20 protein-coding genes and 1 pseudogene are annotated in these 25,183 nt (G+C 68.2%); 13 read left to right on the top strand and 8 right to left on the bottom strand.

Translation table 11 applies throughout. The features are described from left to right. Window positions 1-82: 82 nt before the first annotated feature. Window positions 83-2,482, top strand: coding sequence for a RelA/SpoT family protein (locus KQ297_RS03445; protein ID WP_399251121.1), 2,400 nt, complete (start codon window positions 83-85; stop codon window positions 2,480-2,482). A gap of 98 nt (window positions 2,483-2,580) precedes the next feature. Here the strand turns inward: KQ297_RS03445 and KQ297_RS03440 are convergent, their stop codons facing one another. Further along, window positions 2,581-4,197 (bottom strand): hypothetical protein, encoded by a 1,617-nt coding sequence (locus tag KQ297_RS03440; protein WP_259738177.1) that lies wholly within the window; start codon window positions 4,195-4,197, stop codon window positions 2,581-2,583. Window positions 4,198-4,337: 140 nt separating this feature from the next. Here KQ297_RS03440 and KQ297_RS03435 point away from each other — a divergent pair. The 3 genes and pseudogenes from KQ297_RS03435 to KQ297_RS03430 form a co-directional block, all read left to right on the top strand. After that, a pseudogene (locus KQ297_RS03435) lies at window positions 4,338-5,279 on the top strand (protein adenylyltransferase SelO family protein); the annotation flags it as partial. A 77-nt stretch (window positions 5,280-5,356) separates the two neighbouring features. Continuing rightward, window positions 5,357-5,680, top strand: coding sequence for a protein adenylyltransferase SelO family protein (locus KQ297_RS12745; protein ID WP_311133977.1), 324 nt, complete (start codon window positions 5,357-5,359; stop codon window positions 5,678-5,680). A gap of 36 nt (window positions 5,681-5,716) precedes the next feature. Further along, the gene (locus KQ297_RS03430) at window positions 5,717-5,905 is read left to right on the top strand and encodes a hypothetical protein (protein ID WP_185474719.1); all 189 of its coding nucleotides are present in this window, start codon (window positions 5,717-5,719) and stop codon (window positions 5,903-5,905) included. Here KQ297_RS03430 and KQ297_RS03425 read toward each other — a convergent pair. Continuing rightward, the gene (locus KQ297_RS03425; protein WP_259738176.1) at window positions 5,863-6,396 is read right to left on the bottom strand and encodes a DUF2062 domain-containing protein; all 534 of its coding nucleotides are present in this window, start codon (window positions 6,394-6,396) and stop codon (window positions 5,863-5,865) included. The genes KQ297_RS03430 and KQ297_RS03425 overlap by 43 nt on opposite strands. On the opposite strand from KQ297_RS03425, the gene mnmE reads away from it, so the two are divergent. Both mnmE and nadC read left to right on the top strand, forming a co-directional pair. Continuing rightward, a complete protein-coding gene (mnmE, locus tag KQ297_RS03420) occupies window positions 6,377-7,729 on the top strand; it encodes a tRNA uridine-5-carboxymethylaminomethyl(34) synthesis GTPase MnmE (RefSeq protein ID WP_259738175.1) in 1,353 nt (450 codons plus the stop codon). The two genes, KQ297_RS03425 and mnmE, sit on opposite strands and share 20 nt — an antisense overlap. Before the next feature lie 47 nt (window positions 7,730-7,776). Next, window positions 7,777-8,670 (top strand): carboxylating nicotinate-nucleotide diphosphorylase, encoded by an 894-nt coding sequence (gene nadC, locus KQ297_RS03415; protein WP_259738174.1) that lies wholly within the window; start codon window positions 7,777-7,779, stop codon window positions 8,668-8,670. On the opposite strand, the gene stpA is transcribed toward nadC, so the two are convergent. Continuing rightward, a complete protein-coding gene (gene stpA / locus KQ297_RS03410; protein ID WP_259738173.1) occupies window positions 8,649-9,905 on the bottom strand; it encodes a glucosylglycerol 3-phosphatase in 1,257 nt (418 codons plus the stop codon). The two genes, nadC and stpA, sit on opposite strands and share 22 nt — an antisense overlap. Then, on the bottom strand, window positions 9,902-11,344 hold the full coding sequence (locus KQ297_RS03405) for a glycoside hydrolase family 13 protein (RefSeq protein ID WP_259738172.1): 1,443 nt from the start codon (window positions 11,342-11,344) through the stop codon (window positions 9,902-9,904). The genes stpA and KQ297_RS03405 overlap by 4 nt, the downstream gene beginning before the upstream one ends. 55 nt (window positions 11,345-11,399) lie before the next feature. Here KQ297_RS03405 and KQ297_RS03400 point away from each other — a divergent pair, with 55 nt between their 5' ends. Both KQ297_RS03400 and KQ297_RS03395 read left to right on the top strand, forming a co-directional pair. After that, window positions 11,400-12,938 carry a glycerol kinase GlpK gene (locus tag KQ297_RS03400; RefSeq protein ID WP_259738171.1) on the top strand — a complete coding sequence of 513 codons (1,539 nt, stop codon included), beginning with the start codon at window positions 11,400-11,402 and terminating at the stop codon, window positions 12,936-12,938. Next, window positions 12,938-14,524, top strand: a complete 1,587-nt coding sequence (locus tag KQ297_RS03395) for a glycerol-3-phosphate dehydrogenase/oxidase (RefSeq protein WP_259738170.1) — start codon at window positions 12,938-12,940, stop codon at window positions 14,522-14,524. The genes KQ297_RS03400 and KQ297_RS03395 overlap by 1 nt, the downstream gene beginning before the upstream one ends. On the opposite strand, the gene KQ297_RS03390 is transcribed toward KQ297_RS03395, so the two are convergent. Continuing rightward, window positions 14,470-16,131, bottom strand: a complete 1,662-nt coding sequence (locus KQ297_RS03390) for an alpha-amylase family protein (RefSeq protein WP_259738169.1) — start codon at window positions 16,129-16,131, stop codon at window positions 14,470-14,472. The two genes, KQ297_RS03395 and KQ297_RS03390, sit on opposite strands and share 55 nt — an antisense overlap. An 80-nt stretch (window positions 16,132-16,211) precedes the next feature. Continuing rightward, window positions 16,212-17,684 (bottom strand): glucosylglycerol-phosphate synthase, encoded by a 1,473-nt coding sequence (gene ggpS / locus KQ297_RS03385; protein ID WP_259738210.1) that lies wholly within the window; start codon window positions 17,682-17,684, stop codon window positions 16,212-16,214. Between the two features lie 342 nt (window positions 17,685-18,026). On the opposite strand from ggpS, the gene grrP reads away from it, so the two are divergent. From grrP to KQ297_RS03360, 5 genes are all read left to right on the top strand, one after another. Continuing rightward, a complete protein-coding gene (grrP, locus tag KQ297_RS03380) occupies window positions 18,027-18,980 on the top strand; it encodes an extracellular substrate binding-like orphan protein GrrP (protein ID WP_259738168.1) in 954 nt (317 codons plus the stop codon). A 65-nt stretch (window positions 18,981-19,045) separates the two neighbouring features. Beyond that, on the top strand, window positions 19,046-19,450 hold the full coding sequence (gene grrA / locus KQ297_RS03375) for a GrrA/OscA1 family cyclophane-containing rSAM-modified RiPP (RefSeq protein ID WP_259738167.1): 405 nt from the start codon (window positions 19,046-19,048) through the stop codon (window positions 19,448-19,450). After that, on the top strand, window positions 19,447-20,625 hold the full coding sequence (grrM, locus tag KQ297_RS03370) for a cyclophane-forming radical SAM/SPASM peptide maturase GrrM/OscB (protein WP_259738166.1): 1,179 nt from the start codon (window positions 19,447-19,449) through the stop codon (window positions 20,623-20,625). The genes grrA and grrM overlap by 4 nt, the downstream gene beginning before the upstream one ends. Before the next feature lie 75 nt (window positions 20,626-20,700). Next, window positions 20,701-22,515, top strand: a complete 1,815-nt coding sequence (gene argS, locus KQ297_RS03365; RefSeq protein ID WP_259738165.1) for an arginine--tRNA ligase — start codon at window positions 20,701-20,703, stop codon at window positions 22,513-22,515. Continuing rightward, entirely contained in the window at window positions 22,512-23,693 is a 1,182-nt protein-coding gene (locus tag KQ297_RS03360; RefSeq protein ID WP_259738164.1) for a histidinol-phosphate transaminase, read from the top strand. The genes argS and KQ297_RS03360 overlap by 4 nt, the downstream gene beginning before the upstream one ends. 6 nt (window positions 23,694-23,699) lie before the next feature. On the opposite strand, the gene KQ297_RS03355 is transcribed toward KQ297_RS03360, so the two are convergent. Together KQ297_RS03355 and KQ297_RS03350 are read right to left on the bottom strand one after the other, a co-directional pair. Then, window positions 23,700-24,485: an MBL fold metallo-hydrolase gene (locus tag KQ297_RS03355; protein WP_259738163.1), complete on the bottom strand. Its 786-nt coding sequence runs from the start codon at window positions 24,483-24,485 to the stop codon at window positions 23,700-23,702. Window positions 24,486-24,550: 65 nt separating this feature from the next. After that, a complete protein-coding gene (locus KQ297_RS03350; RefSeq protein ID WP_259738162.1) occupies window positions 24,551-25,183 on the bottom strand; it encodes an aminodeoxychorismate/anthranilate synthase component II in 633 nt (210 codons plus the stop codon).

The following is a 25,183-nucleotide window of genomic DNA, read 5'->3' as shown; positions in this document are numbered from 1 at the left end:
GGACACAGCATGGGTGGGCAGGTCCTCACGCACGTGGCTTTGTTGCGTGATCTGCATACGATGGATGCAGAAGCGTCTGGTGATGCTCGATACCGCCGTTGGAATCAGAGACAACGTTGCGGGCGAGAGCCTGGGCGGCGAGCGAATCGGCCTGCACGGTGCCCGTCCCGCTGGAGCGATCGCCGATCCCCGGACCCTGAGCGGTGACACCCCGGCCTCCCTTCCCCTGGGGCGACGGCCGATCAGTACCCCTGACGACTACGGGGTGAAGCTTCCCGACTGGCTGCGGCAGTGCATTCTCAACGTCCCCCCCGGCCAGGGCGATGTCTGCCCGACCGATGCGGAATCCCTGCTGGCGGCGGCCTTTGACTTCGCCTTTCAGCTCCACGACGGCCAGGTGCGTGCCACCGGTGAGCCCTACATCATTCACCCGATTGCCGTTGCCGATCTCCTGCGCGACATCGGCGCCAGCGCGGGGGTGATCGCGGCCGGATTCCTCCACGATGTGGCCGAGGACACCGACGTCACCCCCGAGGAGCTTGAGGTTCATTTCGGAGCCGAGGTGCGCGCTCTGGTGGAGGGGGTCACCAAACTTGGCGGGATTCACTTCACCAACCACACCGAAGCCCAGGCGGAAAACCTGCGGCGGATGTTTCTGGCCATGGCCAGCGACATCCGCGTGGTGCTGGTGAAGCTGGCTGATCGGCTGCACAACATGCGCACCCTCGGCGCCCTCAAGCCCGAGAAGCAGCAGCGCATCGCCCGCGAAACCCGTGAGATCTACGCTCCCCTCGCCAACCGGCTCGGCATCGGCCGCTTCAAGTGGGAGCTCGAGGACCTCGCCTTCAAGATTCTCGAGCCCGAGGCCTACGGGGAGATCAAGCAGCAGGTGGCCAGCAAGCGCAGCGACCGTGAGGAGCGCCTCGCCACCACGGTGGGCCTGCTGATGCAACGGCTCGAGGCGGCAGGGCTGCACGACTGCGAAGTGAGCGGACGGCCCAAGCACCTCTATGGCATCTGGAGCAAGATGCAGCTGCAGCAGAAGGCCTTCCACGAAATCTTCGATGTGGCGGCCCTGCGCATCCTGATGCCCAACCTCGAGAGCTGTTATCGCGCTCTTGCGGTGGTTCACGACACCTTCCGCCCCATCCCCGGTCGCTTCAAGGATTACATCGGCCTGCCCAAGCCCAATGGCTACCAGTCGTTGCACACGGCCGTGATCGGCCGTCATCGGCCGATCGAGGTGCAGATCCGCACCACCGAGATGCATCAGGTGGCCGAATACGGCATTGCGGCCCACTGGAAATACAAGGAGGGAGGCTCACCCGCCTCCGCCGGCGCTGCAGAGCGATTCAACTGGCTGCGTCAGCTGGTCGACTGGCAGCAGGACGACGGCGGTGAGGACAGCAGCGATTACCTTGCCTCGATCAAGGAAGACCTCTTTGACGAAGAGGTCTTCGTGTTCACGCCCCAGGGGGATGTGGTGGGGCTGCGCAAAGGATCCACGGCTGTGGATTTCGCTTTCCGCATTCACTCGGAAGTGGGCAATCACTGTCAGGGCGTACGCATCAACGACCGTCTCTGCCCCTTGGCCACGCCGCTGCGCAATGGTGATTTCGTGCAGATCATCACCGCCAAGTCGGCCCATCCGAGCCTCGACTGGCTCAATTTCGTGGCCACCCCCACCGCCCGCAACCGCATCCGGCAGTGGTACAAGCGCAGCCACCGCGAGGAGAACATCCAGCGGGGCACCGCCATGCTCGAGCGGGAACTGGGTCGCGACGGCTTCGATGCCCTGCTGAACGGCGAGGCGATGGTCAAGGTGGCCCGTCGCTGCAATCTGGTGGGCACCGAGGATCTTCTCGCGGCCCTCGGCTTCGGTGGCGTCACCCTGCAGCAGGCGGTCAACCGTCTGCGCGAGGAGGTGCGGCTCACCTCCGAGGCGGCGGCCCCGGTGCTCAGCAACGAGGACCTGGCCCGCACGGTCTCGGATCAGGCGGTGCAGCCCTTGCCCGCCTCTCCCGAGGGGGGTGGCAGTCCGATCCTGGGTCTCGAGGGCCTGGAGTATCGACTGGGGGGCTGTTGTTGTCCTCTCCCCGGCGAGTCAATCGTTGGCAGCGTGGCCCTGGGCAACCACGGCATCACCATTCACCGCCAGGACTGCGTCAATGTGGCGGCCGTGCCGGTGGAGCGTCGCTTGCCGGTGCGCTGGAACCCCGAAGCGGATCTCCAGAGCCGTCGCTACCCGGTGCAGATCCGCATTGAGGTGCTCGATCGTGTCGGTGTACTCAAAGACATCCTCACGCGCCTCTCCGACAGCCGCATCAATGTCAGCGATGCCCGGGTGCGCACGGCCTTCGGCAAACCAGCCCGCATCGACCTCAAGGTGGAGCTCGCCAGCGCCAGCCAGCTGGTCACCACTATGGATCAGATCCGCTCCATGGCCGATGTGCTCGACCTCTGTCGCACCGGCATCGGTTAGGCCCTGCCCCTGCCCAGCGCGGCCGAGCAGGTGGCGACCATCGCAGAACCGCCATCGAAGTCTGGATGGATGGCCTTGGCGCACCGGGTCCATCCGGCTCACGGTTCTCGACGGAAGACCCTGATCGCCCCGGAGGAGAGATCCAGGTCCTGGGTGATCTCCCGCCAGCTGAGCTCGTCGCGGCTCAGGCACTCCAGCAGGAAGGCTTCGCTGTGCCGACCGCCCCGCCCGGTGCGGCTCCAGATCAGGTGCCGGTGGCGCGGGTCGGTGAGCTGGGCGCAGGCCTGCTCCTCGCTGATCGCCAGACCGATCTGATCGGTGGCCCAGGAGCGCCGCATGCCGTAGGGATCCAGGCTCCAGCTGGGGTGCACCCCCACGGTGGAGGACGGTTCATCCAGTTCCCAATGCAGGGAGAAATCCTGGGGGGAGGTGAAGGTGCCCGCCTCCCCCGGCAGGTTTCGCAGCTGCTCGATCAACCGCTGGCGATCCTGTTCCACCGCATCCGGGCCCCTGCTGCCTGCCCCGAGGTCCAGGGTCTCCACCACCAGCAAATTGTTCACCAGGATCAGCGAAAGCACGAGGGCGAAGGCGGCACCCGTTCGCCGCAGTCCGCGGCTGGACGACTGCTCCAGGGCGGCCATGCCGGCGGCCACGATCAACACCACCGGCACGATCGCCATCAGCACATAGTGCCTCCAGTAGTGGGTGGTGCTGAAGGAGAGGATCAACCCCCCCAGAAAAACCAGACTCAGCAGCGGCACGATCAGGCTTCTGCCACGGGCTCCGGCCCGACCTCGACTGGCCAGCCGGGTCAGGCGCAGCACACCCAGCAGTGGGATGACCAGCAGCATCCAGAGCTCCACCCCCGCCACTGACGCCCCCGCCACCCGCGCCAGCAGCTCACCCAGGCTCTGGCTGTCTCCAGGGCGCTGGGCGCTCCACTCCAGCGGCAGAACCACCGCTCCGGCCCAGAGTTTGGCCAGGCCGTCGCTGAGAAACAGGTAGGGGAGCCCCATCAGCAGCGCCCCCAGCCCAGCGCCAGCGGTGACCCAGCCAAGGCCCTCCCAGCGCCGCCGCCAGCTCCAGGACCCCGGCCAGGACAGCAGCGCCAGCGCCACCAGCAGCAGGGGAAGCAGCAGGTTGGGGCGTACGGCCACCGCCAGGAACAGGGTGAACCCCGAGGCCGCCAGTCCGACCCGGCGCGGCTTCGGCACCTGGCGTGCCAGCAGAGCCACGGCCAGCACCAGGAAGGCATTGGCGAACTGGTGCAGATGGCCGGAGAGTCCGCCGAGCATCTTCTGGCTCATGATCACGAACAGAGCGGCGCTGCCGAGCGGCACCAGCGAGCCATCCCGCAGCGGCACCAGGCCACGGCTGGCCAGCTGGCGGATCGCATCGGCCAGCAGCAGGCCGCTGCCGATGTTGAGCAGCAGCGTCAGCACCCGGTGGGCCCGGATCGATCCCAGCCATGCCGAGGGGGCATAGAGCACCTGGATGATCGGCCACTTGGCGTTGAAGCCCTCCTCGTACATCAGTCGACCGTGCAGCAGCCGGCGGCCCAGGTGGAGGTACGTGTCCACATCCAGGTCGTAGTTCCCCGCGGCCGTGGGGGCCTGCCAGAGCCGCAGGACCAGTCCTGCGCCGATCAGCAGCCAGAGCCCGGTGAGGACGATCTCGATCGGCCTGTGAGCGGTTGATCCGGAGGGTGGAATCACGACGTCGGACCTGGTGTCACGCCCCGTTTCTAGGCTGCGCCCAGCCAAGGGCTTCAGGGGTGTCGCACCAGCGTTCGAATCCGCTGCTCGCCTTGCCGTTCTAGCCGTCGCTCGAGGGCCTTGGCCCCGACTACTGGGACGTGGTGGAGGCGGCCCGCTTCCCGCTCACCCGGCTGCGCTTCCGCAACGACGACCTGCTGGTTCAGCTCGGCCTCGATCCTGGCGCCATCTGTGATGGGGATCTGGAGGCCGCCTATGGCCGTTTCGAGGCGCGCACTCCCCTGCTGGCCCTGCGCTACCACGGCTATCAGTTCGGCAGCTACAACCCCTTCCTCGGGGACGGCCGTGGCTTCCTCTACGGCCAGCTGCGCGACTGCAGGGGTGATCTGCAGGACCTGGGCACCAAGGGCTCCGGTACTACCCCCTGGAGCCGGGGTGGGGATGGCCGCCTCACCCTCAAGGGCGGGGTGCGTGAGCTGATCGCCTCCGAAGCCCTGCATCGTCTGGGTTTCTCCACCAGCCGCACCCTCAGCCTGGTGGAGACCGGCGAGGACCTCTGGCGGGGCGACGAACCCTCCCCGACCCGCAGCTCGGTGATGGTGCGCCTGGCCCGCACCCACCTGCGCTTCGGCACCTGTGAACGGCTGCTGCACCGGCGTGAGCCCCAGGCGCTGGAGCGCTTGCTCCGTCACGTGGTGCGGGTCTACTACCCCCACATCTCCGAGGCCCATCCAGTAGGCCCTGGCGGGAACAGCGAACCTGCCCTGCTGGCTTTCTACGGGGAGCTGGTGGAGCGGGTGGCCCAGCTGGCCGCGGAGTGGATGGTCGCCGGCTTCACCCATGGGGTGCTCAACACCGACAACATGTCGCTGGCCGGGGAGAGCTTCGACTACGGCCCCTTCGCCTTCCTCGAGGGCTGGGATCCGGGGTTCACTGCGGCCTACTTCGACCACAGCGGTCTCTATGCCTATGGCCAGCAGCCTCTGATCTGCCACCACAACCTGCGTCTCCTGCAGGAACCGCTGGCGATGCTGCTGCCCAGGGCTGAGCTCGAATCCAGGCTGGAGCGCTTTGCATCTGCCTACGACACCCACTACCACGCCCGCCTGATGCGCAGGCTGGGCTTCGATGCCGTGGCCCTGGCCGCGATCGAGCCGGGGTGCCCCAGGATCCCGAGCAGCTCAGCCCCTTCGTGGCTGGATGCGCTGATCCGCCGCGCCAGGCCTGGCAGGCCTGGCGGGATGCCTGGTGGGAGAGCAGCCAGGCCCTCACGAGCGAACGGCAGGCCACGATCGCCCCCACGTTGCGGCGCTGGACTCTGCCCGAGCCGCCGGTGCGTTCATGCATCGAGCGGATCTGGGCGGATATCGATGAGCACGACAACTGGCAGCCCCTGCATGACTGGTTGGACCGGTGCGGATCCAGCCACAGTGCCGGATCCGGGTGCTCGGCGCTACAGCTTCCTCGCTTGGATTCTGTCTGAATTCGTCTATCGATTTCCTCGCTGGAATGTGCAGCCATGACCTCCGAACAGGCCGCCCAACTGATTGACGACACCCTGGATCTTGTGCACCAACGTCTTCAGGCGCTTGACGCGGTCCAGAAACGTCGGGAGCACAAAGCTCTTGCCGAGGAATTTCGCGAGTGGCGTCAACCCAGTGGCGGTCACATCGACCTGATGCTCTGCCCTGGCTTCGGGGGCGGCTGACGCAGCATCCAGCGCCAGTAGGTGAGCCCCACCACCGAAGCGGAGCTGGCCCCGACGATCGTGGAGCCGAGAATCAGCCGGCTCGTGAATGACCAGCCCAGCTCCCAGAATCCATGCTGTTTCAGGATGGCCATGCTGGGCCATCCATGGCCCGGACCCAGCAGCCAGGTGCCCAGCTGGTAGTTGAACCAGAACAGCGGCACATACGTGAAGGGGTTGCTGATCCAGGTGCCGGCGGCTGCCAGCAGGTGATTGCCCCTCACCAGGCTGGCCAGCGCCACCCCCAGAAGGGTCTGCAACCCGAAGAAGGGGAAGCAGCCGCAGAACACCCCGGCGGCCAGTCCCCGCGCCCGCTGAGCGGGGCTGCCCTCCTGCTCCCAAAGCCAGCGGATCCAGTGGCGGACCCTGGTCAGGGCCGCTGAACACCAACGCCGCCACCGAGACTGGCGGGGACCCTGGCCGTTGGGCTGCTTGGACTCGGACGACACCATTGCTGCGATCGCGACGGCGCTGGCGCCCGGAGAGGGAAGTGTGGCGATCGTAAGAATGTCCGGCCCCCAGGCGGAGGCGATCGGCCGGAGCCTGTTCGTGGCCCCCGGGGATCAGCCCTGGGCGAGCCACCGCGTGCTTTACGGCCATGTGCGGGATCTCTCCAGTGGCGAGCGGTTGGATGAGGCCCTTCTGCTGCTGATGAAGGCTCCCCGCAGCTTCACCCGGGAGGACGTGGTGGAGTTCCACTGCCACGGCGGTCTTGTCGCTGTGGCGCGGGTGCTGGAGCTGGTGCTCCGCTGTGGCGCACGTCTGGCGCGGCCTGGGGAATTCAGCCAGCGAGCATTCCTCAATGGCCGTCTCGATCTCACCCGTGCTGAGGCGATCAGTGATCTGATCACGGCCCGCAGCCGACGGGCGGCCCAGCTGGCGGTGGCGGGTCTCGATGGCGGCGTGCAGCGACGGATCAGCGCTCTGCGCGAACGCCTGCTCGATCAGCTGGCGGAGCTGGAGGCCCGGGTCGATTTCGAGGAGGACCTGCCTCCTCTCGACCCAGAGGCCCTGGTGGCGCAACTGGAGGCGGTGCGTGGGGATCTCAGACAGCTGGTGGCCGAGGCCAGCGAGGGCCAGCTGTTGCGCGAGGGCCTGAGGGTGGCGATCGTCGGCCGCCCCAACGTGGGGAAATCCAGTCTGCTCAATGCACTCAGCCGTCGGGAGCGAGCCATCGTGACCGAGTTGCCGGGCACCACCCGCGATCTGGTGGAGAGCGAGTTGGTGCTGCAGGGGGTGCCGCTCACCCTGCTCGACACCGCCGGCATCCGTGCCACCGACGATCCGGTGGAGCGCCAGGGCATCGCGCGCAGCCGCCAGGCCCTGGCATCCGCCGACGCGGTGCTGCTGCTGGTGGACCTGAGTGAGGGCTGGACCGCGGCCGACGCCGATCTCTCCGCCCAGCTGCCTGCCGGGGTGCCCGCCCTTGTGGTGGGCAACAAGACCGATTGCGCCGCAGGCCCTCCCCCGGCCCCAGTGGATGTGGGGATCAGCGCCCTCACCGGCAGTGGCCTCGAGGACCTGGCGGCGGCGCTGCTCTCCCGCTGCGGCCTCAGCCTGGGCCCAGGGCTTCAGGTGGCCCTCAACGCCCGTCAGCGGGATCTGGCGGCGGCTGCCGCCACCAGCCTGGGTGGCTCCCTGGAGGCGGCCGCCACAGGGTTGCCCTGGGATTTCTGGACGATCGACCTGCGCCAGGCGGTGCGCAGCCTGGGTGAAATCACCGGTGAAGAGGTGAGCGAAGCGGTGCTCGATCGGGTCTTCTCCCGTTTCTGCATCGGCAAGTGAGGCCTCCTCGCCCGGCAGGATGATGGACCCACCCGTCGACGTTGTTGTTGGCCATTCCTGAGCGTGTCCTCGCGGCCGCCTCCCTGCTCAGCCAGCCTCGTCTGGAGCCACTGCTGCGCTCCTGGCTGGCTGAAGACATCGGTCGCGGGGACCTCAGCGCCGCCGCGCTTGTGGGCCGCACCGGATCGGCGGGCTGGACGACCCGGCGTGCGGGGATCTTCTGCGGCGGCCTGCTGGTGGAACCGCTGTTCCGCTTGCTCGATGCCTCGGTGCAGGTGAGCCTGTTGGTGGCCGACGGGGAGGCGGTGGAGCCCGGTCAGCGGCTGCTGGAGCTGTCGGGTCCGGCAACGGCCCTGGTGGCCGGTGAGCGTACGGCCCTCAACCTGGCCATGCGCCTCTCGGGCATCGCCACCGCCACCGCGGCGCTGGTGGCGGAGCTGAGCGGAACTGGGGTGGGGCTGGCTGACACCCGCAAGACCACCCCGGGGCTGCGGCTGCTGGAGAAATATGCCGTGCGCTGTGGCGGCGGCATCAATCACCGCTGCGGCCTCGATGATGCTGCGATGCTCAAGGAAAACCACCTGGCCTGGGCTGGCGGGGTGGCCGACGCCGTGGCCGCGGTGCGTGCGGCTGGCCCCTGGCCGGCCCGGGTGATCGTGGAGGCGGAACGGGCAGACGAGGCGGTTCGGGCGATTGGCGCCGGGGCCGATGGGGTGCTGCTTGATGGCTTCACGCCCGAGGCCCTGCTGACGCTGGTGCCGCAGCTGCGCCGGCAAGCGGAGGAACGGGGCACCCGGGTGGTTCTGGAGGCTTCCGGCGTGGATCCCGATCGCCTGCGCGCCTACGCCGCCACGGGGATCGATCTGATTTCCACCAGTGCCCCGATCACCCGCAGTACCTGGCTGGATCTGAGCATGCGCTACGAGGCCCTGCCGGCCTGAGGGCCCTCGGGCGGCTGGCGCGCCGCCAGGGTGCGGAACCAGCGGATGTACTGCCTCGGCCCCCCAGCCATGGTCGTGTCGATCCTCAGGGGATCCTCGGGATCACTGAGACCGGCCAGGCGGCCATCGGCCAGAGAAGGGCGATCCACTTCGCCGCCGCTGCTGTCCACCAGAACCACCCGGTTGGCGGTGCCGAAGCTCTCCCCCAGCTCCTGCAGCAGTGTGAGGAAGCCCCGGTCGCTTCCGCCCCGCAGCCAGCCTCCGCCCATCCCCGCCGGCTGTGAGGTGATCGTGTCGCCCACCCCCACCAGCCGCGGCATCTGGGTTGGATCGATGTGGCTTCGGCACAGCTCCAGCAGGCCGGCATGGTCGTGGGGGGCGTTGCGCACATGGAACTCCCCGCCCAGGGGTGCCGTGCCCGTGCGGCGCTGGATGAATTGATTGAGCAGCACCAGCAGGCCCACCTCCTTGAGGGCGCCGCGCAGCATCAGCTGGAAATCCGTGGTGCCGCTGCCGTCCGGATCCGCAGGCTTCAGACGTTCCCGGCCGTCCACGCGGCCCAGGTTGGGGGCCAGATGCACAAAGAACGACTCTCCCAGCCCGGCTGACGCTGCCTGCTCAAGCAGGGACTCCATCAGCTCCAGGGCCAGCGCCTGCAGATCCTGCTGCCGGCCCACCTCGCCGCCGATCGCCGCCAGCAGGGGATTGAGGTTGAGGCTTGGCGAGAGGGGGTTGTCGAGCACGGCCGCCGCGATCAGCTCAGTCCTGTGCTCCTGGGCTGGCGGTGGCAGCAGGGGGGGCAGTCGCTCCTCCAGCGCGGCGTGCAGCCATGCCGGAACCGCGGCCAGAAAGCGAAGCTCCGCCTGGCTCACCCCCGGGTGCGTCACCCGGCCATGGGGGCTCTGCAGCTGCACGCCGCCGGCGCCCAGCCCCGGCAGGTACAGCCCCTCGGCGGCTGGGTCCGCCACGCCGGCCAGGGCCTGCTCCACCAGCCGGTTCACCCCACGGCTGCCGTCATGCTCGCCGTTGGTGAGTACCGCAAACCGTCCCTCCAGCTGCCGCGCGGCCCTCAGGTAGTCGGGATCCAGCAGGCGCCGGCGCGGATCGTGGACCAGCTCCATGCAGACCCCATCGAGGTCCTGCACGAGCAGCCACGGGGTGCCTCCGCTGAGCTCCTCCAGCAGCCCATCGGGGCTCAGCCAGGCCTGGGCCGGGGATCGTGGTTGGGCGTTCATGCTGAGGGTTCGGAGAGGATCAACGCCGAGTGCCCGGCCAGAGAGGCCGTGGTTTCAGCGACGGTCGGGGCGCTTGCCCAGAGCGGCGTTCCTTGGACGGGCGGGGCCAGGGGCAGCGACGCCTCACCGCGGTTGATCGCCACCCAGACACGCTCAAGACCCTCGCCGCGCCGCAGCAGCAGCAGGTCGTCATGGGGGCTCTCGAGGAGCTGGAGGGTGGCCGAGCGCAGCGCCGGCAGGCGCCTGCGCAGGGCGGCCAGCTCCCGCAACCAGTCCGCCAGGGCGCCCCCGGGGCTGTCCCAGGGGTAAGCCTCCCGGCAGCCGGGCTCCCGCCCCCCGTCGAGGCCCATCTCGGTGCCGTAGTACACGCAGGGGGCTCCCGGCAGCAGGAAGAGGAACAGCAGGCAGAGACGCAGGGCGTCCCTGTCGCCACCGAGGACATGCAGGGCCCGGGGGGTGTCGTGGCTGTCGAGCAGGTTGAGCATGCAGCGGTTTACCGCTGGTGCATGGCGGCCGAGCAGCTCGTTAAGGCGTTGCTCGAAGCCGGCCCGATCCAGGGGCTGGTAAGGGGGCTCGGCCAGAGGTGGCAGCTTCAGGTCGTCGCGCACGCTGGTGGCGCCGAAATAGCCGTGGATGCTCCAGGCCAGGGGGTAGTTCATCACCCCGTCGAATTGATCGCCCCCCAGCCAGGGTCTGGCATCGCCCCAGATCTCCCCCACGATCCAGGCCTCCGGGTTCTCAGCCCGCACGGTCTGGCGGAACGCTTCCCAGAACTCGGCCGGCACTTCATCGGGGACATCCAGCCGCCAGCCATCGGCACCGGCGGCGATCCAGGTGCGGGCGACCTCCAGCAGGTGTTGGCGCACCGGCGGATGGTCGTGGCGGAATTTCGGCAGGGCCGGATCATTCCACCAACAGCGATAGCCGCAGCTCTGCCCCGCCGTCGGATAGGGGTTCAGCGGCCACTGCTCGACGTGGAACCAGTGGCGGTAAGGAGACGCCTCCCCGTTTTCCAGCAGATGGTGAAAAGCCCAGAAACCCCGGCCACAATGGTTGAACACCCCATCGAGGATCAGCCGCATGCCGCGCTGGTGGACGGCCTCGATCAGGGCTTTCAGGGCATCGTTGCCACCCAGCAGGGGATCCACCTGCAGGTAGTCATAGGCGTGGTAGCGGTGATTGGCGGCTGAGGCGAACACCGGATTCAGCGACAGGCAGGTGATCCCCAGGTCCTGGAGGTGGTCGAGGGCCTCGATCACCCCGTAGAGATCGCCCCCCTGGAACCCCTGCAGGGCCGGATCGCTGCCCCAGGGCATCAGCGCAAGCCTGTCCTGGGCCGCCACCTGCCCACTGCGGCGGAAGCGATCGGGAAAGATCTGATACACCACCGCATCGGCCACCCAGGCCGGGGCTGAGGCTGCTGCCGTTGCAAATCCCATCGCTTGCGCTTGGCGTGCCTCATCCAGCGCTAGCACATGCAAAAGCGGTTGTTCCATGCTCTCTCCCCTGTTGTTGAGCATCGATCAGGGCACCACCAGCTCCCGCGCCGCCATCCATGACCTCGCAGGCCACCGGTTGCTGAGCCGGTCCGTGCCGCTGGAGAGTCACTACCCGGCCAATGGCTGGGTGGAGCAGTCGGCCGAGGCCATCTGGCACAGCCAGCTGCAGGCCCTCCTTCAGCTCGAGCAGGCCCTGAGCCCCGAGCAGCGCCGGGCGGTGGCGGCCTGCGGCATCACCAACCAGCGTGAAACCACCGTGCTCTGGCGGCGCGGAAGCGGTGAGCCGCTGGCACCGGCGATCGTGTGGCAGGACGGTCGCACCGCCGCTCTCTGCGAGGAGTGGAAGCGGGCCGGGCTGGAGCCTTTGTTGCGGGCCCGCACCGGATTGCTGGTGGATCCCTACTTCAGCGCCAGCAAGATCGCCTGGCTGCTGCGGGAGGTGCCCGCCGTGGCCGCGGCGGCGGCCGATGGTCAGCTCTGCTTCGGCACGGTCGACAGCTGGTTGCTGCAGAAGCTCAGTGCGGGGGCGCGCCATGCCACCGAGTGCAGCAATGCCAGCCGCACGCTGCTGATGGACCTGGAGAAGCTGTGCTGGGACCCTGACCTGAGCGCTGCCCTGGGCGTGCCGCCCTCGGCGTTGCCGGAGCTGCTGCCCAGTTGCGGCGCCTTCGGCACCATCGCGGACGGCTTGCCTTTTGCGGGCGTTCCGATCACCGCCATGCTGGGGGACCAGCAGGCGGCCACCCTCGGCCAGGGCTGCCTGGCTGCCGGTGAAGGCAAGTGCACCTACGGCACCGGAGCCTTCCTGGTGATCAACACCGGGGCCACGATTCACCGCTCCAGCGCGGGCCTGCTGAGCACGGTGGGCTGGAGCGATGCCGCCGGCCGGCCCACTTACTGCCTGGAGGGGAGTCTGTTCAACGCCGGCACCGCGATCCAGTGGCTGCGCGATGGCCTCGGGCTGATCGAGCGCTCCGACCAGGTGAACGAGCTGGCGGCGCGCTGCGACAGCAGTGGGGGCGTGATGCTGGTTCCCGCCTTCACAGGCTGGGGTACGCCCCACTGGGACCCCACGGCCCGGGGCCTGCTGATCGGTCTCACGCGCGACAGCGGGCCGGCCCAGATCGCCCGCGCGGCCCTGGAGGGGATCGCCCTGGCGGTGGCCACCCTTGTGGAGCTGGCGGAGGAGGCCCGCGGCCAGCCCCTGCTGGAGCTGGCGGCCGATGGAGGCGCTGCGGCCGCTGACCTCCTGCTGCAGGCTCAGGCCGATGCCACGGGGTTGCCGGTGCTGCGCCGTGCCGATCTGGAGAGCACCAGCCGCGGGGTGGCTCTGCTGGCGGGTGTCCAGGCAGGTGTGCTGCCCGATCTCTCCAGCTGGTCGGGGCTGGTTGACGAGCCGGCGCCCCAGCGTTTCTCGCCTCGAATCGACGGGCCGTCGCGGCAGCGTTGGCGGGCCCGATGGCGCTCGGCGGTGGAGCGCAGCCTGCACTGGCATGCTCAGACCGCCAGTGTGGGCGCAGCTGAGTCGACCTAATGAGCGTGGATCTGCTCGTGATCGGCGCCGGAGCCACCGGCGCCAGCATTGCCATGGAAGCGGCCCGGCGGGGCCTGAGCGTGGCCCTGGTGGAGGCCGGCGACATCGCCATCGGCACCAGCAGCCGCAGCACCAAGCTCCTGCATGGAGGGGTTCGCTACCTGGAGCTGGCCTTCCGCCGGCTCGACTGGCGTCAGCTCCAGCTGGTGCGCGAAGCCCTCGCTGAGCGGGGCCACTGGCTGGAGGCCGTGCCGTTCCTGGCGCGGCGGCTGGAGTTGTTGCTCCCCAGTGATGGTCTGCTTCAGCAGGCCTACTACGGCCTCGGCCTGGCGGTCTACGACCGGTTGGCGGGGCGGGCCGGCATCGGCTCCAGCCGCTGGCTGGGCCGCGAGGCGGTTCAGGAGCTGTTGCCGGAGCTGTCCGCCGGCCACGTCGGTGTGGCCTATGGCGATGGCCAGTTCGATGACGCGCGACTGAACCTGCTGATGGTGCGGACCGCCGCCCACCTGGGGGCCGAGGTCTTCACGCGGACGGAAGTGGTGGAGCTGCTGCGCCAGGGTGATCGGCTCAGCGGCGCCGTGCTTCACGACCAGGCCACAGGCCAGCGGCGCCGGCTGGAGGCCCGGGTGGTGCTCAATGCCACGGGGATCGGGGCCGATCGGATCCGTCAGTTGGCCCAGCCCGACCTGCCGCCCTCCCTGCAGGTGAGCCGCGGGGTGCACCTGGTGCTGGCCGCCGACCTCTGCCCCGGGGGGACGGGGTTGCTGATCCCCTCCACCGACGACGGCCGGGTGCTGTTCGTGCTGCCGTTTTATGGCCGCACCCTGGTGGGCACCACGGACACCCCCTGTGGCTCCGCCGAGGCCGAGCGCCCCAGCGAGGCCGAGGAGCATTACCTGCTTGACCATGTGCGCCGCTGGTTCCCGGGCCATGGGGAACCGGTGGTGAGCAGCCGCTGGGCCGGTGGTCGCCCCCTGCTCTTGCCCACGGGGGAGGAGGATTCCGCCAGTGGCGGGACGGCCACGGTGGTGCGTGAGCACCGGGTGGAGACACTCCCCTGCGGTCTGATCAGCGTGATGGGCGGCAAGTGGACCACCTGCCGCCCGATGGCCTTCGACGGGCTCCAGGCCGTGGCTCAGCAGCTGGGTGTACCCCTGCCAGTTCCTTCAGAGCAGGCCGCTGCCGTGGCGATCCATGGGGCGGCCGGCAGTGGCGCGGCCACCCTGGCCGGCCTCAGCCGACTGCGGGCCGAGCTGCCCCAGCGCCTGCCCTGCGGGGAGACGGCGTTGCTGGAGCACCTGCTGATGGGTCACGGCCTGGAAACCGAGGCGGTGCTGGCCTGTGCCGCCGGCCCGCATGACCTCGAACCCCTCAGCCCGGTGATCCCGCTCACTGCCGCGGAGGTGCGCCATGCGGTGCGCCACGAGTGGGCACGGACGGCCGATGATCTGCTGGCCCGGCGTTGCCGCCTGGCGTTCGTGGATCAGGCCGAAGCCGAGCGTTTGCGGCCGCTGGTGGAGGCCCTGCTGGATCAGGAGTTGTCCTCACTGAGGTCCTCGCCCACCAGCCACCAGAAGAATCCGTAGGCCTGCAGGTAAACGAACCAGGCGTCGCTGGCGGGGGGAAACTCGCAGCCCCAGAGGGTGTCGCGCATGCGGCTGCCATGCCACTGGCCCAGGTCGAGACGGCTTGAGGCTCCCGTGGCCGCCAGGTTCGCCGCCACCACCACGGTCATGCCTTCGCTGCGGCGGGCATAGCAGAGCACGCTGGGATGGGCGCTCTGGAGCAACTCGAAGTTGCCCTGGCGCAGAGCCGGCAGCAGCCTCCGACAGGTGAGCATGCGGTGGTGCCAGTTCAGCAGGGAGCCCGACAGCTGCTGTTGCACCTCCACATTCACGACCCGGTAGTCGTAGCCGGGGGAGGTGATCGGCGGCAGCACCAGCAGGGGGTCGGGGGCAGTGGAGAAGCCGCCGTTGCGTTCGCGGGTCCAGGCCATCGGCGTGCGGTTGGCATCCCGGTCCCGCAGGCCTGGCCAGTCGCCCATCCCCAGTTCGTCGCCGTAGTAGAGGCAGGGAATGCCGGGCAGGCTGTACAGCAATCCGTGCAACAGGGTGTTCGGCCGGGGGTCGCCGTTGAGCAGGGGGGCCAGGCGGCGGTTGACGCCCCAGTTCAACCAGTGCTCCCTGGCCTCGGGGAAACCGGTTATCACCGCCTGAACCACCGCGTCTTCCACCAGGTGGCCGTCGCCGAGCCAGAGTTCGTCGTGGTTGCGCAGTGGCAGGGCCCAGCGGCTGCCGGGCACCATCTCCTGGGCGTGCTGCAGGCACTCCTGAAGCTTGTCGCAGCGTCCCTGGGCCACGGCGGCGAACAGGTGTGCGGTGAGGGCGAAATCAAAGGCGGCGTGCAGTTCGTCGTCTGCCAGATAGGGCGCCGACTCCTTCACCGGCTGAATGGCCTCGGCGATCAGCAGCAGGTCGCGTCCGGAGGCATCCACCCGGGCGCGCAGCCGCTTCAGGAAGGCATGGGTTTCGGGCAATCCCTCACAGCGGGTGCCCTCCCGCTCATGCAGGAACGGCACCGCATCCAGGCGAAAGCCGTCGACGCCACGGTCCACCCAGAAATCGACCACCTCCAGCATTGCTTGCTGAACCGCGGGATTGTCGTAGTTGAGGTCGGGCTGGTGATGCAGGAAGCGGTGCAGGTAGTACTGGCCGGCCACCGAATCCCACTGCCAGTTGGAGCTCTCGAAGTGGCGGAACAGCACCTGGGCCTCGGGGTAGCCGCTGTCGTCGTCGCGCCACACGTAGAAGTCACGCTCGCTGCTCCCGGTGGGTGACCAGCGGGCCCGCTGGAACCAGGGATGGAGCACGCTGGTGTGGTTGAGCACCAGGTCGAGCAGAACCCTGATGCCGTGGCCGTGGGCCTCCTCCAGCAGCCGTGCCAGGTCGTCCATGCTGCCCAGATCGGGATGGATGGCCGTGAAATCGGTGATGTCGTAGCCACCGTCCCTCAGGGGAGAGGGGTAGATGGGCGTCAGCCAGATCGCATCCACCCCCAGCCATTGCAGGTAGGGGAGGCGGCTGGTGATTCCCTCCAGATCACCGACTCCATCGCCGTTGGCATCCGCGAACGTGCGCGGCATCAGCTGATAGATCACGCAGCCTCTCCACCAGTGCTCCGTCTCGATCGACATCGGTGGCCACGGCTGGGCTTCGTTTCGGGTCTAGGCCTGGTCGGGATGGTCTGCCAAGGGCCGGAGCCCCTGGTGAGGGCTCAAAGAGCCCGGAGGGTGCCCAGTTGCTGCTCCGCCCAGTGCTGGACCGTGAATTCATCCACGGACAGAGTCATCGAGGCCATCCGGCGCACCTGCTCCTCCTGGGGCATGTCCAGCGCGGCGCTGATGGCCTCATCCATGCTGCGGTGGGAATAGGGGTTGGTGAGAACTGCGTCTTCGAGTTCGACGGAGGCACCGGTGAATTCGGAGAGCACCAGCACGCCGCCCAGGCCCTGGCGGGCTGCCACGTATTCCTTGGCCACCAGGTTGAGGCCGTCCCGAAGCGGGGTGATCCAGCAGACATCGGCCTGGCTGAACCAGCCCATCAGCTCCTCGTAGGAGGTGCGGCGGGTGGAGAGGCGAACCGGCGTCCAGTCGATGCGTCCGAAGCGACCATTGATGCGCCCCACGATCTCTTCCACCGAACGCTGGATGTCTTCGTAGATGCGCATGCCGCTGGCGGCAGCCACGCAACCGAGAAACAGTTCCACGCCACCCTGCCAACGGGGCTGCTGCTCGAGCAGACGCTCGTAGGCCAGCAGCATTTCCTCATTGCCCTTGGTGTAATCGACCCTGGAAGCCGAGAGAATCAACTTGCGCCCCTCGTGCTGCTCCGCGATCTGGCTGGCCATGGCCTGCACCGCCGGAGTATGAACCAGTTCACGGATCAGCTCAGGGGAGGTGCCGACCGGGGAGGCCTGGATGTGAACCCGGCGGTCCGGGTGATCGAGCCAGGGCACCTCGGTGGGTTCAGAGAGTGCGCTGCCATGGAGGCGGAACTTCTTGGCCACGGGCACTGGATCGCCGCCTTTGACCCCGCGCAGATTGATGGCGCTGCGGGCGAAGTTGTTGGCGTAGCGGGGGATGTGGAAACCCACCAGGTCACAGCTGAGCAGGCTGTCGAGGATTTCATCCCGCCATGGAAGGATGCTGAACACATCGCTCGAGGGGAAGGGCGTGTGATGAAAGAAAGCGATCCGGACGTCTTTTCGATGCTTGCGAATCAGGGCGGGGGTGAGCCAGAGGTTGTAATCGTGGATCCAGATGGTGGCGCCATGGGCTGCTTCTTCACAGGCGGCACGGGCAAAGGAACGGTTCACCTCCTCGAAGGTGGCCCAGTCGGAATTGTCGACGCTGAACAGTCCAGGGAAGCTGTGCAGGATCGGCCAGAACGATTCCTTGGAGGTGACGTGGTAGAAGCTTGAGATCTGCTCCGGCGTGAGGGGAAGCCGCCGCAGGGTGAAGGGACTGGGGGAAGTGAGGCTCAGCCGTTCGTCGGGGGTGTGGAAAGCGCTGGCATCTTCACGCCAGGAGATCCATGTGCCGGATCGTTCCTCCTGAAAGAGATTGCGCAGGGTTGGAATGACCCCATTCGGGCTTTTCTGGTCCACCCACTTGCGATTGCCGTCGGCGTCGATCTTTTCTTCGTAGGGAGATCTGTGGTAAACAAGGACAAATTTGCTCTCGCCGATCTTGGTCGGAGCTGCGTCAGGCGAGGCCTGTGGCGTTATTTCTTTAGATGTATTGGCCTGCAATGTTGACTCTGTTGTGGATTGATCGGGAGGATGTTGGTCTCTTTGTTGGAGTTGTTGCGTCACGAATTCTTCACCCTCGCATTTGAAACCATTCTATACGCTTGAACGCCTGAGCGCTCCATCGCAGCCTGTCGCCTGCTCTGATCCCTGTGCTGCACTGGTCTCGCTCAGGGCCTCTCCTGGTGACGTGGGCTTCTGTCGGGTGCCTCCGGCAACCAGGGCACTGGTCAAATCCACCCGACGTGGCCAGATTGGAGCTGGTCTGCCTGGCGAGCTCCCGTGCTGAGCCTGTTTCGTTCCCGCTTCGCTCGCTGGCTGCTGCCAGGAGGGGTGGCCCTGCTGGCGGGGCTGCTGCCAGCTGCCGGCGCTCGTGCGGAAGGTGTCATTGATCGGGTTGCCCGCAGTGGTGAATTGGTGCTGGTGGGAGATCCAGATCAGGCACCGATGCTTTCCCTCGACGACCAGGGGCAGCCGGTGGGCTATGGGATGGAGGTGGCCAAGAGGATTGCAGCCGAGCTGGCCATGGCCGTGGGCCGGCCGGTGCGGCTCCGCTTCGATGCGGTGGCTGACCCGGCCGAACTGGGCCAGCGTCTCGTCGGTGGCCAGGCAGATCTGGCCTGTGGCGTGCCCTTCACCTGGGAGCGGGACATCACGCTCGACTATTCACTGCCGTTCGGTCTCTCCGGTCTGCGGCTGCTGGCGCCCGCTGGCCGTCTGGATGGATCGCCCCAGGCGCTGGCGGGTCAGCGCATCGGTGTGGTCGCCAACTCCCTGGCGGAAACGGAACTGCGGGGCATCCAGCCGGCCGCCCGGCCCGTGGGTTTCAGGGATCTCTCCCAGGCTGTGGAGGCCCTTCGCGCTGGCTCGGTGGATGGGGTGATCGGTGACAGCACCCTCCTGGCCGGCCTGGGCGCCGGCGGGAAGGGCGCAGCTCTGGTTCAGACCCCCTCTGAGCCCTACGAGCGCTATGCCGTGGCCTGCCTGGTGCCAGAGAACGACTCCGCCTTCCGCAACCTGGTGAACCTGGCGATCGCACGCTTGCTGCAGGGATACCTCGACGGCCAGTCCGAGGCGGTGACCGCCATCGATCGCTGGGTGGGACCCGGCAGTGCCCTCAACCGCTCCCCTGAGCAGATCCGCAACTATTTCGAGGCGGTGCTGCTCGGGGTGGAGGCCCTGCGCCCGCTGCCAGCCCAGGCGGGTGCGCCCCCCACCAGGCCCACGGCTCCCTGATGCCTTGAGGCAGCCCACTCCGGCGCGTCGTTGTCTCTCCATACCCCGCTTCCACCCCTGCTCCGATGGCCTTCTTTACCCGCTCCAGGCTTTTCGGCATCCTTTTGTTGGCTGCCTCCTTGCCCCTTGATCCTGGGGTGGCCCGAGCCCTTGCGGCTTCGGGCTCAGCAACCTCAGCCGGTGATCAGCCCCGCCAGTCCGATGCCATCGAGGGGCGCCTGCGCCGCATCGCTGCCGCCATTCGGGAACACGACGACGCGGAAGTCGCGGGGAATGGGGCCAGTGCTGACGGCAGGCTGGCGCGGGTGTTTCTCAACGGGCCAAGGGTCGGTTGGGGGAATGGTGGATTCCGCAACGGTGGCTTCTACAACGGTGGATTCCGCAACGGCGGCTTCTTCAACGGTGGCTTCCGCAACGGTGGATTCCGCAATGGTGGTTTCCGCAACGGCGGCTGGCGCAACTACTGGTGACCTGCGCGCCCGCCACGGCCAAGGCCGGCCCGCTGCGGCTGCTGGTGGTGCAGCCCACCCCCTTCTGCAACCTCGACTGCGACTACTGCTATCTGCCCAGCCGCGACGACCGCGCCCGGCTGCCACTGGAGATCCTGGACGCGGCCCTGGAGCGGGTGCTGGAGAGTCCGTTCCTGGAGGGCGGCTTTACCCTCCTCTGGCATGCGGGCGAGCCACTCACCATGCCGATCGCCTTCTACGACGAGGCCTCCAAGCGAATCCGTCTGGCCCTGGAGCGTCACGAACTGCCTCCGTCCACGATCGTGCAGTCGCTGCAGACCAATGCGGTGGTGATCGACGACGCCTGGTGCGACTGCTTCGAGCGCAACGGCATCCACGTGGGCGTGAGCATGGATGGACCGGCCTTCCTGCACGACGCCCACCGCCGCACCCGCACGGGCCTGCCCACCCATGGGGCCGTGATGCGCGGCATTTCCGCCCTGCAGCGCCGCGGCATCCCCTTCCAGGTGATCTGCGTGCTCACCGCCGACGCCCTTGATCAGGCCGACGCCCTCTACGACTTCTTCACCGGTGCCGGCATCGCCGACGTGGCCTTCAACATGGAGGAAACCGAGGGGGTGAATCTTCGCTCCACGCTCGAGCGTCCCGATGGCGAGCGCCGCTACACCGCGTTTCTGGACCGTTTCTGGCAGCGGACCCGCGCTGAGCCCGGACGGCTGCACCTGCGCGAGTTCGATGGCATCACCAGCCTGGCCTGTGGCGAGGGCCGGATGGAGAGCACCGACATGAACACCCCCTTCGCGATCGTGAACGTGGATGCACGCGGCAACTTCTCCAGCTTCGATCCGGAATTGCTGGCGGTGGCTACTGCCGACTACGGCGATTTCATCTTCGGCAACGTGCTGCAGGGCAGCCTGGAAGCGTCGATGGACACCGACAAGTTCCAGAAGGTGTGGCGTGGGATCGCCTCCGGCGTGGATCTCTGCCGCCACGACTGCGCCTACTTCGGCCTCTGCGGTGGCGGTGCCGCCAGCAACAAGTACTGGGAGCACGGCAGCTTCGATTGCAGCGTCACCCAGGCCTGCCGTTACCGCATCCAGCTGGTGGCCGACGTGGTGCTCGCGGGCATGGAGCGGGAGCTGGGGCTGAGTCCCCAGAGAGGACCCAGCGGCTGAGCGCCGACCCCCACGGGGGATGATCGGAGCTGAACCTGTCCCCTCCCCGCGGCACGCCGGCCGCACCCGCCACCCATGCTTCGCATCGCCCACGCCCTCGACGCCCAGCTGCGCGCGGCCCTGGAGCGGGCCTTTCCACAGCACGTGGCCGCTGCGCTTGAGGCCGGTGCCCCGCTTGATCCCCAGCTGGCGCCGGCCAGCCAGCCGGAGTTCGGAGATTTCCAGGCCAATGGTGCTCTCTCCCTGGCCCGTCGCCTGAAGCAGCCCCCCCGGGCCATTGCCGGTGCGATCGCGGAGCAGCTGGCCGCCGATCCGGCCTTCACGGCGCTCTGCGAACCCGCTCAGATCGCGGGCCCAGGCTTCATCAACCTCACCCTGCGGCCCGGGCGGCTGGCGGAGGAGCTGCGCTCCCGTCTGGGAGATGCACGCCTGGGGGTGCCGCCGGTGACGACCCTGACCCCGGCGGTCATCGATTTCTCCAGCCCCAACATCGCCAAGGAGATGCACGTGGGGCACCTGCGCTCCACCATCATTGGCGACGCCCTGGCTCGGGTGCTGGAGTTCCGCGGCCATCCGGTGCTGCGCCTCAACCATGTGGGCGACTGGGGCACTCAGTTCGGCATGCTGATCACCCACCTCAAGCAGGTGGCTCCTGAGGCGCTCACCACCGCCGATGCGGTGGATCTGGGCGATCTGGTGGCCTTCTACCGCCAGGCCAAGGCACGCTTCGATGCCGATGAAGCCTTCCAGGCCACCTCTCGCGAGGAGGTGGTGAAGCTGCAGAGCGGCGATCCGGTGACTCGCAGGGCCTGGCAACTGCTGTGTGAGCAGTCGCGGCGTGAATTCCAGCAGATCTACGACCGCCTCGACATCCGCCTGAGCGAGCGGGGCGAGTCGTTCTACAACCCCTATCTGGAGTCGGTGGTGGCTGATCTGGAGGCCTGTGGGCTGCTGGTCAGCGATGCCGGGGCCCAGTGCGTGTTCCTTGAGGGGGTGAGCGGCAAGGACGGCAAGCCGCTGCCGCTGATCGTGCGCAAGAGCGACGGCGGCTTCAACTACGCCACCACTGATCTGGCGGCCCTGCGTTATCGCTTTGCGGCGCCGCCCGAGGGGGATGGCGCCCGCCGGCTGATCTACGTGACTGATGCGGGTCAGGCCAGCCACTTCGCCGCCGTGTTCCAGGTGGCGCGCCGTGCCGGCTGGGTGCCCGAGGGCGGGAGGCTGGAGCACGTGCCTTTCGGTCTGGTGCAGGGGGACGACGGCAAGAAGCTCAAGACCCGCTCCGGCGACACGGTGCGCCTCAAAGATTTGCTGGAAGAAGCGGTGGAGCGCGCCGAGGCGGATCTGCGCCGCCGCCTGGCGGAGGAGGAGCGCCAGGAGGAGGAGGCGTTCATCACCCATGTGGCCACCACCGTGGGTCTGGCGGCGGTGAAGTACGCCGACCTGAGCACCAATCGGAACACCAACTACCAGTTCAGCTTCGATCGCATGCTCGCCCTGAGCGGCAACACGGCCCCCTATCTGCTCTATGCCCTGGTGCGGATCGCCGGCATCGCCCGCAGGGGGGGCGTGGGTGCCGGTGAAGGGGATGAGGCTGGGGTTTTCCCTGATCCCCTTGTGTTCAGCGAACCTCAGGAATGGGCCCTGGCGCGTCAGCTGCTGGCGCTGGATACGGTGATTGCCGAGGTGGAGGAGGAATTGCTGCCCAATCGGCTCTGTTCCTACCTCTTCGAGCTCTCCCAGGTGTTCAACCGCTTCTACGACCAGGTGCCGGTGCTCAAGGCTGATGAACCGGCCCGGGGCTCGCGCCTGGCCCTTTGCCGCCTCAGCGCCGACACGCTGCGCCTGGGTCTGGGCCTGCTGGGCATCCCGACGCTGGAGCGGATGTGAGCGAAGCCCGGCTGCCGGAGTGGGCGGCGGCTCCCCTGGCCCGCCCCGAAGTGGAAGGCCTGGTGGCCTACAGCGCCCCCCTGGAGGGACGCCGGGGTCTGCTGCGGCTGGATTTCAACGAGAACACCGTGGGCCCCAGCCCGCTGGTGGTGGACGCGATCCGTGCCATCCCCGCCGACCACTACGCCATTTATCCCGAGTACGACGGGCTGCGCGAAGCGGTGGTGGTCTCTCTGGGTGGGATGGGCCTGAGTCCGGCCCACATCGGCCTGTTCAACGGTGTCGATGCCGCCCTGCATGCGGTGTTCCACGCCTATGGCGCCCCGGGCGACCGATTGCTCACCACCAGCCCCACCTTCGGCTACTACAGCCCCTGCGCCCGCATGCAGGGCATGGCGATCGAGGCGATCCCCTACCCGTTGCCCGACTACAGCTTTCCCCTCGAGGAGATCCGCGCGGCGCTGCTCGGTCCTGGTGGGGCCGGAGAACCCAGCGGTGACTGGCACCCTCCGCGCCTCCTGCTGCTCTGCAACCCCAACAACCCCACCGGCACCCGCCTGCCTCCGGAGCGGATCCTGGAGCTGGCGGCCGCCGCGCCCCGCACCCTGGTGGTGGTGGATGAGTTGTATGAGGCCTTCACCGGCGACAGCGTGATACCTCCGTTGCTGAGCTCAGGGGTGGCCGGACCAGAGGCTGCCGTCGACCCGTTCGCGGCCCACCCGAACCTGCTGGTGCTGCGCTCCCTCGCCAAGACCGCCGGCCTGGCGGGTCTGCGCATCGGTTTCGCGATCGGCGCGCCGGCTCTCGTGGACCGCATCAGCCGCGTCACCGGCCCCTACGACATCAACAGCTTTGCGGTGACGGCCGCCCGCGCCGCCCTGGCGGATCAGGCCTATGTGGATGGCTATGTGGCCGAGGTGCTGCTGGCCCGCGACTGGCTGCTGGAGCAACTTCAGGCCGCCGGTGTGTGCCACCACGCGGCTGGTGGCAATTACCTGCTGGTCTGGCCCTCCCGGTCGGTGGCGGCCGTGGAGGCTGAACTGCGCCAGGCGGGCATTCTGGTGCGCTCCATGGCCGGCAAGCCCCTGATCGATGGGTCTCTGCGGGTGAGCCTGGGCACCCGCGAGCAGATGGCGCGCTTCTGGGAGGAGTATCGCCGAATCGAGAAACGCCGCTGAAGGGCCTCAGCGCATCACCTTGATCAGGGGGCCATCGTTCAGTGGGGAACCGAAGCTGACCGTGCGTCCCACCCGTTGCACCGGCGTGCCGCTCATTGCTTCAAGGAAGGGCTCGATGTTGCCCTGGTCACAGCCGCTGGGAGCGCTTCCACTCACGTATTGCACCGGAATCACCCGCCGGGGTTCGAGCTCCCGCACCACAGCTGCCGCCTCGGCGCCGTCGTAGACCTTGGCGCCACCGCCCACACCGATGATCAGCACATCGGGCTTGCCGATCAGCACCCGGTCTTCAGGGCGCAAAGCCGAAGCCGTGCCGCCCAGGTGGGCGATCTCTAGCCCCCCCTGCTTCCAGCGCCAGAGGGTGGCCTGACCGAAGCGCCGTCCGCCGATGCGGTCGTGGGGGATGGCTGCCCCCTCCAGCTTCAGGCCCGCCACCCGGTAGGAGCCGGGGCTGACCAGCATCCGGCCGGAGGCCACGGGGGCGCCCTCATCCAGCAGCCGGCTGCTGGCCAGGATCACATCGGCGCGCACCCGCGGCTCAGCCAGGCCGGCAGCGCAACCCACGGCCTTGAAGGGGTTGACCAGCACAGTGGCGCCACCACCCCTGATCAGCAGGGCGCTGTGGCCAAAGCTGGTGACTGTGACGCCCCCGGCCGCCTGGCCGGCGCCAGGAACTCCGAGGCTCACGCCGGACACCAGAGCCGCCGCCCCCAGCGCCGAAGCCAGATGGCTCAGGGACCTGTTCCCGTTGGGTGAGGCTCCCTGGTGCCGTTGCCCTGATGCGGAGGCCATGCCTGCTGGTGCGCCCCGCAGGCGCCGATCGTGGCGCGAACCTAGCAGCGATGCTCCGGCTGCTTTCAGGAAGGGGTTCCGGTGAGCGGTCTGGCGTTGGCCGGTGGGTGCTGGGCTGCCTGCACAAGGAAGTTGGCCAGCAGTCGGTGCCCGTCCTGGGTGAGCACGCTCTCCGGGTGGAACTGGACTCCCTCCAGGGGGAACTGGCGGTGGCGCAGGCCCATGATTGTGCCGTCCTCCAGCCAGGCGCTGATCTCGAGCACATCGGGCAGGCTGGCGCGCTCCGCGATCAGGCTGTGATAGCGGGTGGCCGTGAGCGGGCTGGGCAGGCCCGCGAAGACCCCCTGGCCTGCATGCAGCACCGGTGAGGTCTTGCCGTGCATCAGCTCCGCCGCCCGCACCACCCGACCGCCGAACACCTGGGCCAGGCACTGGTGGCCCAGGCAGACCCCCAGGGTCGGCACGGTCGGCCCCAGCTCCCGCAGCACCTCCAGGCACACGCCCGCCTGGTCGGGGTCACCGGGGCCTGGCGAGATCAGGATCGCGGCCGGTTGCAGGGCTCTGATCTGGTCCACGCTCAGGGCGTCGTTGCGAACCACCCGCAGGTCAGCGGCGATCGGGTGGTCTGCCGCCAGCTCGCCGAGGTACTGAACCAGGTTGAAGGTGAAGCTGTCGTAGTTGTCGAGAACCAGGAGCAT

The organism is Synechococcus sp. CS-205 (genome assembly GCF_025128255.1).
Lineage (GTDB): Bacteria > Cyanobacteriota > Cyanobacteriia > PCC-6307 > Cyanobiaceae > Regnicoccus_A.
Note: the sequence above shows the minus strand (reverse complement) of the source record. Positions and strands in the feature narration are given on the sequence as shown.

Coding starts and splice junctions, on each gene's coding strand:
- KQ297_RS03430 (WP_185474719.1), top strand. CDS start 5,717: ATGACCTCCGAACAGGCCGCCCAACTGATTGACGACACCCTGGATCTT.
- KQ297_RS03390 (WP_259738169.1), bottom strand. CDS start 16,131: ATGTCGATCGAGACGGAGCACTGGTGGAGAGGCTGCGTGATCTATCAG.
- KQ297_RS03350 (WP_259738162.1), bottom strand. CDS start 25,183: ATGCTCCTGGTTCTCGACAACTACGACAGCTTCACCTTCAACCTGGTT.
- argS (WP_259738165.1), top strand. CDS start 20,701: ATGCTTCGCATCGCCCACGCCCTCGACGCCCAGCTGCGCGCGGCCCTG.
- KQ297_RS03445 (WP_399251121.1), top strand. CDS start 83: ATGCTCGATACCGCCGTTGGAATCAGAGACAACGTTGCGGGCGAGAGC.
- grrA (WP_259738167.1), top strand. CDS start 19,046: ATGGCCTTCTTTACCCGCTCCAGGCTTTTCGGCATCCTTTTGTTGGCT.
- KQ297_RS03425 (WP_259738176.1), bottom strand. CDS start 6,396: ATGGTGTCGTCCGAGTCCAAGCAGCCCAACGGCCAGGGTCCCCGCCAG.
- KQ297_RS03395 (WP_259738170.1), top strand. CDS start 12,938: ATGAGCGTGGATCTGCTCGTGATCGGCGCCGGAGCCACCGGCGCCAGC.
- KQ297_RS03405 (WP_259738172.1), bottom strand. CDS start 11,344: ATGGGATTTGCAACGGCAGCAGCCTCAGCCCCGGCCTGGGTGGCCGAT.
- stpA (WP_259738173.1), bottom strand. CDS start 9,905: ATGAACGCCCAACCACGATCCCCGGCCCAGGCCTGGCTGAGCCCCGAT.
- KQ297_RS03355 (WP_259738163.1), bottom strand. CDS start 24,485: ATGGCCTCCGCATCAGGGCAACGGCACCAGGGAGCCTCACCCAACGGG.
- KQ297_RS03400 (WP_259738171.1), top strand. CDS start 11,400: ATGCTCTCTCCCCTGTTGTTGAGCATCGATCAGGGCACCACCAGCTCC.